The sequence below is a fragment of the Vibrio algicola genome (assembly GCF_009601765.2).
Taxonomy (GTDB): Bacteria; Pseudomonadota; Gammaproteobacteria; order Enterobacterales; family Vibrionaceae; genus Vibrio; species Vibrio algicola.
Window position 1 is genome coordinate 247,438 of sequence record NZ_CP045700.1, and the last position, 14,816, is coordinate 262,253.

Consider the following 14,816-nt stretch of genomic DNA (forward strand, 5'->3'; position numbering starts at 1 on the left):
AATACCTCAGAGCAAAGTGTTTACTCACTTTACTCTAAGGGTCTTTAAACCTAACTGCCGCGATAAGTTGAGAAGCTATAAGGTGAGCAGAGTAGGGGAACATGATAGTGGCTGTCTTGGTCGTTAATACCAAACCGGATTGAAATATCATCGAGGAAAGGAATCTCATCAAGTTTAACACCACGTTGCGTAAAATAAGTCGCGGTATGAAAGATCAACTCATATTTTCCAATTTTAAAATCCGCACCCTCAAGTAATGGTGCATCGGTTCGCCCATCAGAGTTGGTCTTAACGGTTTTGATTAATTGGCTTCCTTGCGCGGTGATGCGAAAAAGCTCAACTTGAATCTCGCTGCCAGGAACACCGCCTGCGGTATCAAGTATATGTGTGGTTAGTTTTCCCATAATTTTAGACTCTACCCTTAGTATATTGATGAATTATTGACGGCCCATCACTGTTAATGAAATGTTTCAGTGTTAAATTGATTATGTACACAAGATTGTATTTCGTAAAGGTACATAGTCTCGAATTCATGCCTAGATCGAGTTTTGAAAATGCGAGTATGATAGATGTTCGAATGTAACTTGTTGATTGTTATTTAGTATTGATTGATATTGCAGAGGTGAAAGGAAATAATATTTTTTGACTTCAAGGTCAGAAAGTTGCTAATAAATAGCAAAAAGATGCGTTGGTTAACAAAATGCAAATCAATTTACTTGCTATGTTTTATTCATTGTATACAATTATTAAAACAAGGTGGTGATAAGTCTCAATTTTTAGCTATCACAAGCTTTATTGATATAACGAGATTTATTGATATCAGTGTCATCACCATCACCAAGGATGAAGACTAAGGAGTGACTCATGGGTAGCGAGTATCCACGCAATTTAATCGGTTATGCCGACCAACTACCACAGGTGCAATGGCCGAATAATGCCAGAGTCGCGGTATCGTTTGTACTTAACTATGAAGAAGGTGGAGAGCGTTGCACCTTGCATGGTGATGATGAATCAGAAGCATTTTTGTCTGAAATTATCGGAGCTCAACCTTTCCCCAATGCTCGTCATATTAGTATGGAATCGATTTATGAATATGGCAGCCGCGCCGGAGTATGGCGCATTCTAAAACTGTTCAAACAATTTGATTATCCACTGACCGCTTTTGTGGTGGGTATGGCGGCAGAACGTAACCCTGATGCAATAAAAGCAATGGTGAATGAGGGATATGAGATTTGTAGCCACGCTTACCGTTGGATTGATTACCATAAAGTAGATATCGAGACCGAACGCGCTGATATGCAAAAAGCCATCGAGGCCATCAAAGCGGTCACAGGCGAGCGCCCTTATGGGTGGTATACCGGTCGTAATGGGATTAATACTCGTAAACTGGTGGCCGAAGAAGGCGGGTTTTTATACGACTCAGATGCTTACGATGATGATTTGCCTTATTGGCATACAGAAGGACCAAAACCGCAATTAGTGATCCCTTATACCTTAGATGTCAACGATATGCGCTTTGCGACCAACCAAGGTTTTAATACTGGTGAGCATTTCTTTCAATACCTAAAAGACACGTTTGATACCTTATATGAAGAGGGGGCAGAGACACCTAAAATGATGTCGGTTGGCTTGCATTGCCGTTTAATTGGTCGTCCTGGTCGAATTCAAGGCTTAAAACGTTTTATGCAATATGTAAAGCAGCACCAACAAGTGTGGGTGTGTCGCCGTTTAGATATCGCCAAACATTGGCATGAGTGTCATCCACATCCTGACTTGGTCAAGTAAAGACGATACGTAATCTCGCTTTGGATTCAATATTCTGATGATCCGAGAATTTGTCACTTGTCGCCGCTTGTCGTCATAGGGAAATCATACAATCAAAAAGGAAAAAATTGTGGCTCAATTTAAAACCTGTCAACCAAGCCAAATGAGTAAAGATGAATTTGTCGCCACTTTTGCCGACATCTACGAACACAGTCCTTGGGTGGCGGAGCGCACTTTTGATCAAGGTTTAGATGAGACATCCAACAATATCGATACCTTGCATAGCGTGATGTCTAAAGTGATGCTCGATGCTAAACCGCAGCAGCAGCTTGATCTGATCAATGCTCACCCAGATTTAGCCGGCAAAGCAGCCGTCAATGGCGAACTCACCGCGGCCTCTACTTCTGAGCAAGCTGGCGCGGGTATTAGCCAATGTAACGCAGAAGAATTTGCGCGCTTTACCGATTTTAATCAACGCTATAAAGAGCGATTTCAGTTTCCTTTTATCATGGCGGTAAAAGGGGCAGACAGACACCAGATTTTAGCCTCATTTGCACAAAGAATAGATAACGATCAAGACACGGAGTTTGCCACTGCGATAGAGCAGATCAACAAAATAGCCTTGTTTAGATTGCAATCTATGTAACATAAAAATAGCGATATAAAGAAATAAAAGACATGTTAATCATAATAAGGGAATGAGGACTGTCTTAATGCAATGGGTAATCTATCAATTACCTTAGAAGTATGTAGAAGAAACGAGCTTAATTAAGACAAAATCAAACAGTAATAACGGAAGGGATATCATGACAGTCATCAACAGCATTGCATTAACAGTAGAGCCATTAACTCAAGACGCTTTTGCCCCCTTTGGCGATGTGATCGACAAAGCAGAAAGTGAGTATTTCTTGATCAACAATGGTTCGACTCGTCGCTATCATCAGTTAGCAAATGTCGATGTGGCGGATAACGGTGGTACGCCCATTATTAGTATTTTCCAAGCAACCCCTTTAGCGTACCCATTACAAATATCCATGATGGAACGTCACCCTTTAGGCTCGCAAGCTTTTATCCCTCTACTTGGTAACCCTTACTTAATTGTGGTTGCAGAGAAGGGTGATGGGTTACAGCCACAAGCGTTACGAGCATTTATGAGTAATGGTAAGCAAGGTGTCAATTATCACAAAGGGGTTTGGCATCATCCTGTTCTCGCTTTGCAACCTGATGATCAATTCTTAATTGTTGATCGTGCAGGTGAAGGGCATAACTGCGATGAAGTGTACTTTGACCAATCAACCCAGATTAACTTGTCACTGGATAAGCTACCAAACTAAAACGGTATTTATCCAACGCAATCAAAATAGTTTAAAGGAGTAAATTATGGATCCGCATATTACGGAATGGCTCAACCTTTCAATTCGATGGGTTCACATGATCGTTGGTGTCGCCTGGATTGGCGCATCATTCTACTTTGTATGGTTAGAGAATAACTTAAACCGTGTTGATCCTAAAACGGGTTTATCGGGCGATTTATGGGCTATTCATGGTGGGGGGATCTACCACCTAGAAAAATACAAGCTCGCACCACCAAAAATGCCAGACAATCTGCATTGGTTTAAGTGGGAAGCGTATTTCACTTGGATCACCGGGGTGTGCTTACTGTTTGTGGTTTACTACCTCAATGCCAATATTTATTTGATCGCGCCAGGATCAGGCTTGAGTGCGGGCGCAGCCATTGGCATCGGCATTGGTTCGCTGATCGGCGGCTGGGTAGTGTATACATTATTGTGTGACTCACCTTTAGGTAAAAAACCTTTATTACTCGGTATTGTTTTGTTTATCTGTTTAGTGGGCGCCGCTTATGGTTTAAGCCAAGTGTTTAGTGGCCGTGGTGCTTACATCCATGTTGGTGCCATTATTGGTACGATTATGGTGGGTAATGTGTTCTTTATCATTATGCCTGCGCAACGTAATTTGGTGAAAGCGATTGAAGATGGCACAGAGCCAGATCCATCACTGCCAGCCAAAGGTTTATTGCGTTCACGTCATAACAACTACTTAACGCTGCCAGTGTTGTTCATTATGATCAGTAACCACTTTCCAAGTACCTTCGGCTCGGAATACAACTGGTTAATTCTTGCTGCGCTATCGGTATTTAGCATTTTGGTTCGCCACTACTTTAATACACGTCATGGTAGTCAAAAATATGCTTGGGCGGTACCTGTTGCGGTACTCGGTATGATCAGCTTGGCGTTTGTCACTTCAAACAGCATGCCATCGATGAAATCTGCGAGCAGCGAAAGCGTGCCAGTTGCACAAGTGACTAGCACAGTAGAAGCGACTGAAACGGTTGATGCACAAGGTGAAACCGTGCAAGTTGAATCCACGGAAACGCCAACGCCAACCGTGTTTATGCAAGTTCAAAATGTGATTGAACAACGTTGTGTGGAATGCCACTCCGAAAATCCAACCAGTAACCTGTTTGCTTCTGCTCCGGCCGGTGTGATGTTGGATACTGCGGAAGAAATTCAAGCTAATGCCCCACGGATCCAATCACAAGTGCAAATGAAAGTGATGCCGTTAGGAAATATGACCAAAATGACTGACGCAGAGCGCAGTTTGGTGGTTAATTGGGTCAATGATGGCGCGAAAATTTAACGGCAGATCATTTGGACTGAATAAAAAATAACGATAGATATATCCTCGTTTTCGGCATCTTCGGATGCCGATTTTTTTGTTTGGATTTTATACCTCAAACTATGTTTGGCATGAACATCGGTAGGCAATGTTGCGTGATAAAGGTGCACTCATGCTTATATTGCGATTATCTGTGATATTTATTTATTAAGTATCATGGAGTTAAAATGTTTTTCACTTTGGCATGGTTTTCGCTTTATCTTTTGCAATGAATAAAACGACTTATTCAAAAAAATCTGATCTGCACCAGGCAAAGACGCCTCGTTACCTCTGACTCATCGATGGATGGCTTTGAGGTAACGAGGCGTTTTTATTTGTAATATATAAAAAGAAGGATGCAATAATATGACCAAACAATGTATCAAATCAGCGTGTCCTTATTGCGGCGTTGGCTGTGGTGTCAGCATTGAACACGATGGGAAAATTGTCGGCGATAAAAGTCACCCTGCTAGCCATTGCCAATGATGGCGATGTGTTATTGTTTAACGGGTTATTACGCTACTTATTGGATAACCAAACCTCTGAAAATCAAAGTATAGATTTTGCCTTTATTGATCAATTTACCTAAGGTATTGATGATGTTATTAGTGAAGTTCAATCAGATCAATATCAGCTTAACCATGTTAGCCAAGAGCTGAATATTGACGCTAGCTCTCTCGCCTCATTTTATCAATGGTTCGCTGCTTCTCCGACCGCGGTCACTCTGTTTTGCCAAGGGGTAAATCAGTCTGAGTCTGGCACAGATAAAGCCAATGCCATTATCAACGCACATTTGATCACCGGAAAAATTAGCAAATCAGGCTGTGGCCCATTTTCGATAACTGGGCAGCCCAACGCCATGGGAGGCCGTGAAGTGGGCGGTCTTGCCAATCAATTAGCGGTGCATCGAGGCTTTGATGAGCAATCGATTCACCAAGTCGAAAAATTTTGGCAAGCGCCGAATATCGCCAAAAAACCGGGTTTGAAAGCGGTAGATTTATTTGATGCAGTAGAACAGGGGAACGTAAAATTCATTTGGATAATGGCAACCAATCCTGTGGTCTCTATGCCTGATAGCGATAAAATCCGCCGCGCGTTAGAAAAGTGTGAATGTGTGGTGGTATCCGATATCAGCGCTAATGCCGATATTGCCAAGTACGCCGATATTTTATTGCCGGCCGCGGGCTGGGGCGAAAAGCAAGGAATGGTAAGTAACTCAGAGCGTTGTTTAACTCGCCAACGTCAATTTATCCAACCTCCTGGTGAAGCCAAACCAGATTGGTGGATGGTGAGTCAAGTGGGTCGACAATTATGTCAATTAATGCAGGTAGATTCAGGTTTTGAATTTAAGCATGAAGCCGAGGTATTTCGTGAATATGCGTCCATGACCGGTTTAAATCAAAATACCCCATTGCAGTTAGATATTTCGGCTTTAGAAACATTAACCAATGATGAATATCATGCATGGCAACCCCAACGATGGCCTGTCACCAAAAACTCGCGCGTGGTGGCAAAAACATTAAAGCAAAATGGACTTGAATGTCACGACAGCAAGATTAAATATATTTTAAAGGATGTCTTTCTCGATAAACAGAGTGGCGCTTTTCGTTTTCCAACCTTGTCGGGCAAAGCCAATTTTGTGCTAACGAAACCATGTATAAAAAAATCATTAGAGAAACATCGTTGGTGGTTAAACTCAGGTCGTCAGCGCGATCAATGGCACACCATGACTCGCACCGGTCATATTGTTCATCTGTCAGCTTCGGAAGTCGAGCCGACGGTGTACATTAATCGCCTGGATGCCGAGAATGCAAATTTAAAACCCGACAACTTAATTGCGATTCGACAAGGTGACAATCAGCTTAAAGCGAAACTGGCGATTGACGATAATTTAACACATGGTCAAGCTTTTATGTCGATGCATTGGGCGGGTGAGTACGGTAAAACCAGTCAGGTTAATCGCGTGCTCAAAGGTGTTGTTGATCCTCATTCGGGTCAACCCGCCTTTAAGTCCCAAGCTATTTCTATTTACGCGCAAACCGTCGCCAGTTATGGGATTTCTACTGGGATCAATTTCACTCTTAAGCATTGGGATTATTTAAGTTTGCAACATGTGCAGTTTCAAACCGGTATGCAAACTCAGGCAAAAGCGGGGAGCACGACTTCCAATTTTCAAAAAGGTATTTGGCGCTTTGCTCACAGCATCGCGATCAGCAAAGCCGAAATACAAGCTCAAATTAAAGCAACCCATCCTCGTTGTAAGTTTTTAAGCTTAGATCACGAGCAAGGTTGGAGTATGGCTGGACTGGTTAACGATAAGGTGGTGTCGGTTATTTCAGTTAACGATCAGCCGTTGAAACTAGCAGCAGAAGCGTTAATTTCGTTGATAAACCAACCATTGAACCTCACTCAGTTATTAAGTGCGCTTTCTTCTAACCAAAGCCAAAATAGTAAGCTAATTTGTAGCTGTTTTAGAGTAACCGAAGCCGATATCTTGCAAGTGTTAGAAGAACGCACATCTGTGTCGCTGGCGGAACTTCAAACGACATTAAAATGCGGGACCAATTGTGGATCTTGTTTACCGGAAGTGAATCGTTACTTACAAACACAAAAAATTGATGTGTTGGCGGTGAAATAACCACTTTTCACCTCGCCCAGAAGGGACGCTAAATAGGATATAAGGAAGATATTATGACAATGGATCACTCACTATTTGCCCCTTTGGGTGAAAAAACAAACCACCTTTATACGCGCTCAAACCTTAACGGTAGAGGACGTTATTTAGAGGAAGAGAAAAAAACGAGTTCTCGGATGTCACAAGCATCAAAGGACAAATTAGGGCGGGTACTATTGGTGGGGGCTGGCCCTAACGATCCAGAACTGCTTACCGTTAAAGCATATAAAGCGATAGAGAATGCTGAGGTGGTGGTGTTTGATCGTTTAGTCGGGCAAGAGGTTTTAAATTTAATCCCAGACAGTTGTGAGCAAATTTATGTCGGTAAACGTTGTGGTCAACCGAGTTTAAAGCAACAGCAAATTAACCAAATATTGATCGAGCAAGCTCAGTTAAGAAAACAAGTGGTACGTTTAAAAGGTGGTGAGCCTTTTATTTTTGGTCGTGGCGGTGAAGAAGCGTTAGCCTTGGTTGCCAATGAAATTGAATACGATGTGATCCCAGGCATTACCGCGGCTATCGGGTGCGCGGCATCCTCAAAAATCCCGCTCACACATCGCAATGTTTCTCGCAGTGTGACCTTAGTAACTGGGCATATCACCAGCGGCGCGTTTTCATCTTGGGCAGGTTTGGTGTCTAGTGGACAAACGTTGGTATTTTATATGGGGTTAGAGCAAGCAAAAAATATTCAGCAAGGTTTAATGAGTGAAGGGGTTAAAGAGGACTTTCCATTAGCGATTATCGGTAATGGCTGCAGTAAAAATCAACAAGTGTATGTTAGTCAGTTATCACAACTGGTGTCATTATCAGAGCAATTAAAAGGGCTGACGCCAGCGTTGATTATTGTGGGAGAAGTAGTCAATTTACGCCAAGACTTGTTGCAAGCCCATCATTTACAGGCTCAAAATCAGCAAGATCAATCACAGGCGTTATATCCGCAACTGATGGCTGAATTAATAGGAGTTTAAGCTTATTGCTAGAATCTAAGATTTATTTCGGTATTTGATCACGGCAAGCGAGATTAAAAAAGGCACGAAAGCAAGGGTTAATACACCGCACATTACACCAATTTCTCCGGTTGGGTTATCGTTTGGTACAGAGTAAGACACCGCATAGAGAAAACATAACCACGAAAAACTGATCACTTTGGTTTTAATAGGGAATGCAGACTCAGGTTTAAACACAAACCAAACAAACACTAAAGGTAAGAGGAAAATGCCAAATTTTAATTTAGTACTGACACGCGGGGATGGTGTATCGATCATGGTAAGCAACTTAACGGTGAAGGTTGGATGTTAACTAAAAACCAGCAATAATATTTGCTGGCTTTTAAGTGGTAAAGCTTAAGCGTCTGCTTTCTTTACTCGGATTTTTTGACCCGCAACTAAAGCTTGATTTAAGCTCTCAATTGCTTTTTTTGCTTCGTCGTCGCTTGGCATTTCAACAAAAGCAAAACCTTTTGATTGACCCGTGATCGCATCTAAAACAAGATTGCAGGTGCCAACCGAGCCATGCTCAGTAAATAAGACGCGAACTTCATGTTCAGTCATGGTGCGGGCAAGATTTCGAGCTAAAATTTTCATAGTAAACCATTTAATATAAGGTGTTGAAGGTGATTGTCTCAAAGGATCGTCAATAGTCCAAGTGATTAATCGTATTCTAATGAATAATCCTGCTCATATTGTTTTTATACCCATCAATAACCGATAAGTGATGACTAATAAAGCAATAGTCCATAAAGCGGAATTCTGTTAAAGTGGCGTGCTTTTTTATGATAGACCTTTAATTTACGTTGCTTGTTGTGTTTATCAGATGATACCCATCTATTCGTTTTCATCTGCTTAATATCAGATCATCAAGCCGCGACTGACCTAACACTAGGAATTACTTTGACCAATAACGATATCTTACGCCGTATTCGCTACACTTTTGATTTTAAAGACGCCAACATGGTGGATATATTTAATGCCGCTGATTTGGCCGTCACAAGGCAGCAAGTGATCAACTGGCTTAAAAAAGAAGACGACAGCGAATTTGTAAAATGCAGCGATACCGAATTGGCTATCTTTTTAAATGGTTTAATCAATACTAAGCGTGGCAAACGTGAAGGCGAGCAACCAGAGCCAGAAAAGCGTTTAACCAATAACATGGTATTTATGAAACTGCGTATTGCACTGAACATGAAAGCGGAAGATATTATCACCACTCTTGAAGGGGCTAATTTCCGTTTAAGTAAGCATGAACTGAGCGCTTTCTTCCGTAAGCCAGACAATAAGCATTATCGTGAATGTAAAGATCAAATCTTGCGTAACTTCTTAATGGGCGTGCAATTGCAATTGCGTCCAACTGATACGCACGAGTATCAAGACGGTGAGTAATTAACCTAGGGTTAAGCCTAAATAAGCCAACAAAGACAGAAAAGGTCAGCAGATGCTGACCTTTTTGATACTCTCAATATCACTATCGAGAGCTTAGAGCTTAGTTCTCAAGCCTTAGGCCTTAAAGTTTAGCTTCGATCATGGCTTCCAATTTACCTTGGTCTACCGCAAATGCACGGATACCTTCAGCCAGTTTTTCAACCGCCATTGGATCTTGGTTATGCTCCCACAAGAATTCGGCATGAGTCATGTGTTGAGGTTGTGGCTGTACGTCTTGGTCTGCGATTAATTTTTGCACCACTTCACCTTGGCTGTCTTCTAATTCTTGTAGAAGTTGTGGGCTAATAGTTAAGCGATCGCAACCCGCAAGTTCTAAAATTTCACCAATATTACGGAAGCTTGCCCCCATGACAACCGTATTGTAACCGTGCTGTTTATAATAGTTGTAAATGCTAGTTACCGACTGAACACCTGGATCTTCATTAGCGGCAAAGTCACGGCCTTGTTTCGCTTTGTGCCAATCCATAATACGACCCACAAATGGTGAGATTAAGAACACGCCGGCTTCAGCACAAGCACGCGCCTGAGCAAAAGAGAACAGTAGGGTAAGGTTACAGTTAATACCTTCGCTTTCTAGAATTTCAGCGGCGCGAATTCCTTCCCACGTTGAAGCTAATTTAATTAAAATACGATCATTGGTAATGCCGGCATCATTGTACATTTTGATCAATTGACGGGCTTTTTTAACACTGCCTTCAGTATCGTAAGATAGGCGCGCATCGACTTCTGTTGAAATACGACCAGGAACCACTTTTAAAATTTCTTGACCAATTGTTACCGCTAGCATGTCGCAAGTATCTTGTACTTGTTGAGCCGTATCTTGGCTCTGGGCTTTAGCGTAGGCAATAGATTGGTCGATTAAAGGAGCGTAGTCTTCAATTTGAGCGGCTTTTAAAATCAAAGATGGATTAGTGGTGGCATCTTCTGGTTGATATTTAGCAATAGCTTCAATGTCGCCGGTATCGGCAACAACAGTGGTAAGCGAGCGAAGTTGTTTTAATTGACTACTCATTTTAGGACCTTAAAAAGTGAATGAAGCATAATGGAAGGAAAAGTCAGACAAGTCAGCGTTTTTATTATTATAGTCTGGATTCCTTGACTTAACTGGCTTCATCATCGAAATAACGGGGGGGTAAGTCAACCATAACTTTCTAAAAGGACCGCTGGATCTCACTTTTTTTTAAGCAACCGCTTGCGTAATCGTTGGCATTAAAATTCATAAAACGTAAATAAAAAAACGACATATATGAGCCAGAAAAAAGATCGCACAATATTAAATTTTTGAGATCTAGATACGATTATATTGCAATAAAATCGATCTTTTGCGTTATCGTCTAAATTTAATGGAAACCACTTCATAACCTGTCAATTCAATAGCACTTATCCATTCATTGTTCACTATTTTTATAGTTAGTTAGGTTAAGATTTAAAAGTTAGATTCAGATTTGAAGTTATGCACTTCGGTGTTGAATCCAAACCAAATCAATTCTAATCAAGGAGATAATAATGAATAAGAAAAAAGGGGTTTCGTTATCGGTGATCGCGTTAGCATTATCTGGTTTGGTTTCACATTCGGTATTGGCCAGTGATGCTCCTCAAGTGAGCAAACCGATCGTCGCCGGCTACTTCGCAGATTGGCAATATAAAAACAAACAGCACCCCTATACAGTGAAAGATATACCAGCGGATAAACTCACCCATGTTATCTATGCTTTTTTGTCTATGTGTGGTCCTCATACCGGCGCAGGAGATAAAGTGATCAAACAAGTTGAGCAACAATGTGCAGGCAAAGATCCTTATACCGCGATTATTGTTGATAAAAAGGCGGCTTTAGAGGTTGATTTTGGCAAGGTCAATGTGGATGTCAGCTATAAAGGACACTTTGCTCAACTGGCGCAATTGAAAAAAGACCATCCCAATCTCACTATTTTGCCCTCTTTTGGTGGCTGGACCATGTCAGAACCTTTTCATGCGATGGCGAAAGATAAACAAGCCATGGATCATTTTGCGAAAACAGCGGTTGAATTAATTGCGCAGTATGACTTTTTTGATGGTATTGATCTTGATTGGGAGTATCCAGGTGGCGGTGGATTAACCACTTCTCCGTGGGATGAAAAAACCAAATTAACCGATGAGCAAAAAGAGCAAGAAAAGGCAGCATTTACGTATTTAGTCCGAGAGATCCGCAGTGATTTAGACCAATTAAGCAGCAAAACTCAACGTGACTATGAATTATCAACCGCGGTGGGGGTTGGGCCCAAAGCGGCTCAAATTGATTGGAAATCTGCCGCGCCGTATATGACCAATATGTTTGCCATGACGTATGACTTTTTAGGTGGTTGGGGACAGCAAACCGGTCATTTAACCAATCTACATGCCACCGAGCGTAGTTGGTGGGGAATGGGTGCGGATGTTTTCTTAAATCAAATGCTTGAATTGGGTATTCCCGCTAATAAATTAGTCATGGGAGCCGCTTTTTATGGACGAGGATGGGAAGGCACTAAAAATTTCGATGGTAAATTACCTACCGCTGATCTCATGTCTGAAAAAGGCGCGACATTCGGCACCGATGAACCTGGTTATTTCATGTATTGGGATCTAATGAAAAACTACGGCAAAGAGCAAGGTTATCAATACGGTTATGATGAGCAAGCACAAGCACCATTCTTATGGAATGCTGAGAAGAAAGTCTTTATTTCGTTTGATGATCAGCGTTCGATAAAAGCCAAGGCACAATGGGTGAAACAAAAAGGCTTGGCGGGTATTTTTGCTTGGGAGTTAACGGGAGATACCGATAAAAATACGCTGGTGGATGCGATGAGTGAAGGTATGAAGTAGTGGCTTATTAGAATAACCAAATTAGCTGGGTTTTGAATAAATGCGCAAGATCAGAGCTGATCTTGCGCATTTTCTCGATTATTTGACCGCATTAATTGCACTGGGTTGATCTTGCCTATTGAGATAGTCACGCTGCAGCATATACATGCGAATCGCATTTCGATATTGGCCATTCATAAAGAACTCTTCAATTAAAAGCCCTTCTTGTTTAAAGCCAAAACTTTCATAGAGATAGACGGCTTTCTCGTTTTCATCGGACACTTGTAGATACAGCTTATTGACGTTCAATATTTTAAATGCGTAGTTGACCGCGCGATCAATGATTTCGCGTGCATAACCTCTACCTTGGAAGTAAGGCGCAATGATTATCTGAAATTCTGCGGTACGATGAATGTAATTTATTTCGACTAATTCCACCAATCCGACATGCTCACGATCACCATTTTCAGCAATGAAGCGACGCTCATTTAAATCATGGATATGCTTCACATACAGGCTTTCAAGTTCCATAAACGACTCATAAGGCTCTTCAAACCAATAAGACATTACACTACGATTATTGTTTAAGCTGTGGATGAATCGTAAATCATCTTTTTCTAGTGCACGAATACGGATAGAGTCCGACATATTAGCTATTCCATTAGAATTTTAACTGAGTATATAGAATAAAAAATGGCTTGCAGAATGAAATTTTTTCGTCGTCTCGATAAAATTTTATACTCGATAAAAACCAACGGAGAGATCATTCAGAAAATGATCTACCTACTGATTTGACATTCAAAGAATTGAACTTCGGACTTGAATTTTGGGTCAATACTCTGCTTCAAGAAGGGCAAGTATCACTCTCGTTGTATGTGAAACGGTGAAGTAGAGTAAGTTCGTATTGAGTTTACAGTGTAAATTTTATTGTTTTTCTATCTGACATTGTTGGTTAATTTTAAAATGTTGCTCTGCATTTAGCGCTGTGACGTCGGTTGCAATAAATAAATGAATCGGGAGCTCCTGTACGTTGATTTGAAAATTATTGTTGGAACGGCCTGAGACCTGGGACAACATGGTATTGTTAGTTTTAGTCACGATCTTAACCTTAATTACTTTAATAGATTGGGTTTTGATACCTAAGGTTAATATATGACCCGTTATGTTACAGGATAAATGGCTATCATCGATATCAATATTGTTACTCATAGGTTCAATACCGTTGTTACTAGCATTAGCGCTATTGCTCACAGGTTTTGGATCTGAGGTATTGATCTTCGATGACTCGGCCTGTGCGTACTTAAAAACGTCACTAGCATAAAATGATGAAAAAATAGCGGCGCAAAACACCGCTATTACTAGGTTTTTAATATTCATAAATAAGCTTATAACTGATTTACAGTAGCTGTGTTACCCCAGCCACTAACTGTTGTGCTAGACCAATCCCCACCATTTTGGCTAGTATAAGCATTATTACCGACACCACTTACACCAATGTATGAGTAGTTTAAATCACCAGTTTGCATTGTTACCGCATTGTTTCCTAAGCCTGACATATCAGTCATAGATATATTAGCAAAACCAGATTGATTAACTAGGACATTATTTAACATTCCAGAAGTGTTAACACTTGCATTGTTAGCAACACCTGTTTGCCCAACTGCTGTGCTATTAAGGAAACCACCTGTTAAGTTAATATCTGCACCATTCAAGTCACCAACTTGGCTTAATGTTGCTCCACTCATTAATGAATTTGAAATATTTACAGAACCGTAATTACCATAACCTGCTTGAGTGACACTTGCTCCTGCTAAAGCTGAGTTAGTAATATTAATCATAGCAGAATTCATTGAGCCGCCAATTTGATTAATTAATCCACTCACTGCAAAAGAGTTTGCGACAGAAATAAGCGCAGTGTGTGAATCACCAAAAGCACCAAGCTGGTTAATGGTTGCATTAGCAAAAAGTGAGTTGTCAATCATGATACCCGCTACATTATTAGCCGCCAAAAAACCACCTTGGTTTATATTTGCATTACTAAAGGCAGAATTAGAAATACTCGCACTAGCACTATTATTATTTAAAAATGCACCACCTTGAGTAAGGTTAATATTGGTTGCATAAGAATTACTAATATTTCCCGATGCATTATTGGACGCGATAAAAGCGTCTTGGTTAACATTTACATGATTAAATGCACCACCAGTAATTGCAACATCGGATGTATTTGACGAACCTAATTGCACCACATGAGCATGGTTAACAAATCCACCATGAACTTGAGCATTGGATACATTAGAACCTAGGTCAAAAGGGGTGACTTGTAAAACCGTCACCTGGCTTGCCACTCCTGATAAACCTACAGTTGAAGTATTATCAACCGCAGATGCCTGAAAAGAAGCACCAGCAGCGAGTATTGCAGATATAGTAAGGGCTAACTTTTTCAT

The 14,816-nt window shown here is 41.0% G+C and carries 14 protein-coding genes and 3 pseudogenes; 10 read left to right on the plus strand and 7 right to left on the minus strand.

The window, feature by feature from the left end:
- Positions 1 to 50: 50 nt before the first annotated feature.
- Entirely contained in the window at positions 51 to 404 is a 354-nt protein-coding gene (gene uraH, locus GFB47_RS12635) for a hydroxyisourate hydrolase (RefSeq protein WP_153448408.1), read from the minus strand.
- Between the two features lie 460 nt (positions 405 to 864).
- On the opposite strand from uraH, the gene puuE reads away from it, so the two are divergent.
- The 8 genes and pseudogenes from puuE to cobA all read left to right on the plus strand — a co-directional run bounded on the left by puuE (position 865) and on the right by cobA (position 8,082).
- Positions 865 to 1,785 (plus strand): allantoinase PuuE, encoded by a 921-nt coding sequence (gene puuE / locus GFB47_RS12640; RefSeq protein ID WP_153448409.1) that lies wholly within the window; start codon positions 865 to 867, stop codon positions 1,783 to 1,785.
- 142 nt (positions 1,786 to 1,927) lie between these two features.
- A complete protein-coding gene (uraD, locus tag GFB47_RS12645) occupies positions 1,928 to 2,410 on the plus strand; it encodes a 2-oxo-4-hydroxy-4-carboxy-5-ureidoimidazoline decarboxylase (protein ID WP_194704546.1) in 483 nt (160 codons plus the stop codon).
- Between the two features lie 160 nt (positions 2,411 to 2,570).
- Entirely contained in the window at positions 2,571 to 3,098 is a 528-nt protein-coding gene (locus GFB47_RS12650) for an ureidoglycolate lyase (protein WP_153448411.1), read from the plus strand.
- Positions 3,099 to 3,144: 46 nt separating this feature from the next.
- Positions 3,145 to 4,029 (plus strand): annotated as a pseudogene (locus GFB47_RS12655) (urate hydroxylase PuuD); the annotation flags it as partial.
- Positions 4,030 to 4,191: 162 nt separating this feature from the next.
- A pseudogene (locus GFB47_RS16785) lies at positions 4,192 to 4,422 on the plus strand (urate hydroxylase PuuD); the annotation flags it as partial.
- 384 nt (positions 4,423 to 4,806) lie between these two features.
- Complete coding sequence (locus GFB47_RS16790) at positions 4,807 to 4,926, plus strand: hypothetical protein (protein WP_153448413.1); 120 nt, start codon at positions 4,807 to 4,809, stop codon at positions 4,924 to 4,926.
- Positions 4,910 to 7,078 (plus strand): annotated as a pseudogene (locus GFB47_RS16795) (nitrate reductase); the annotation flags it as partial. The gene GFB47_RS16790 and the pseudogene GFB47_RS16795, both read left to right, overlap by 17 nt.
- 59 nt (positions 7,079 to 7,137) lie before the next feature.
- On the plus strand, positions 7,138 to 8,082 hold the full coding sequence (gene cobA / locus GFB47_RS12675; RefSeq protein WP_153449005.1) for a uroporphyrinogen-III C-methyltransferase: 945 nt from the start codon (positions 7,138 to 7,140) through the stop codon (positions 8,080 to 8,082).
- A 15-nt stretch (positions 8,083 to 8,097) separates the two neighbouring features.
- On the opposite strand, the gene GFB47_RS12680 is transcribed toward cobA, so the two are convergent.
- Together GFB47_RS12680 and GFB47_RS12685 are read right to left on the minus strand one after the other, a co-directional pair.
- On the minus strand, positions 8,098 to 8,379 hold the full coding sequence (locus GFB47_RS12680) for a hypothetical protein (RefSeq protein WP_153448414.1): 282 nt from the start codon (positions 8,377 to 8,379) through the stop codon (positions 8,098 to 8,100).
- Between the two features lie 78 nt (positions 8,380 to 8,457).
- A complete protein-coding gene (locus tag GFB47_RS12685; RefSeq protein ID WP_153448415.1) occupies positions 8,458 to 8,697 on the minus strand; it encodes an RNA recognition motif domain-containing protein in 240 nt (79 codons plus the stop codon).
- 306 nt (positions 8,698 to 9,003) lie between these two features.
- Here GFB47_RS12685 and GFB47_RS12690 point away from each other — a divergent pair, with 306 nt between their 5' ends.
- On the plus strand, positions 9,004 to 9,492 hold the full coding sequence (locus tag GFB47_RS12690) for a YehS family protein (RefSeq protein ID WP_153448416.1): 489 nt from the start codon (positions 9,004 to 9,006) through the stop codon (positions 9,490 to 9,492).
- A gap of 121 nt (positions 9,493 to 9,613) precedes the next feature.
- Here GFB47_RS12690 and tal read toward each other — a convergent pair whose 3' ends face one another.
- Positions 9,614 to 10,564, minus strand: coding sequence for a transaldolase (gene tal / locus GFB47_RS12695; RefSeq protein WP_153448417.1), 951 nt, complete (start codon positions 10,562 to 10,564; stop codon positions 9,614 to 9,616).
- A 494-nt stretch (positions 10,565 to 11,058) separates the two neighbouring features.
- Here tal and GFB47_RS12700 point away from each other — a divergent pair, with 494 nt between their 5' ends.
- Complete coding sequence (locus tag GFB47_RS12700; RefSeq protein ID WP_153448418.1) at positions 11,059 to 12,390, plus strand: glycoside hydrolase family 18 protein; 1,332 nt, start codon at positions 11,059 to 11,061, stop codon at positions 12,388 to 12,390.
- A 78-nt stretch (positions 12,391 to 12,468) separates the two neighbouring features.
- On the opposite strand, the gene speG is transcribed toward GFB47_RS12700, so the two are convergent.
- From speG to GFB47_RS12715, 3 genes are all read right to left on the minus strand, one after another.
- Positions 12,469 to 13,017, minus strand: coding sequence for a spermidine N1-acetyltransferase (gene speG / locus GFB47_RS12705; protein WP_153448419.1), 549 nt, complete (start codon positions 13,015 to 13,017; stop codon positions 12,469 to 12,471).
- Between the two features lie 276 nt (positions 13,018 to 13,293).
- Positions 13,294 to 13,746 carry a hypothetical protein gene (locus tag GFB47_RS12710; protein WP_153448420.1) on the minus strand — a complete coding sequence of 151 codons (453 nt, stop codon included), beginning with the start codon at positions 13,744 to 13,746 and terminating at the stop codon, positions 13,294 to 13,296.
- A gap of 8 nt (positions 13,747 to 13,754) precedes the next feature.
- Positions 13,755 to 14,816, minus strand: a complete 1,062-nt coding sequence (locus GFB47_RS12715; RefSeq protein ID WP_153448421.1) for a hypothetical protein — start codon at positions 14,814 to 14,816, stop codon at positions 13,755 to 13,757.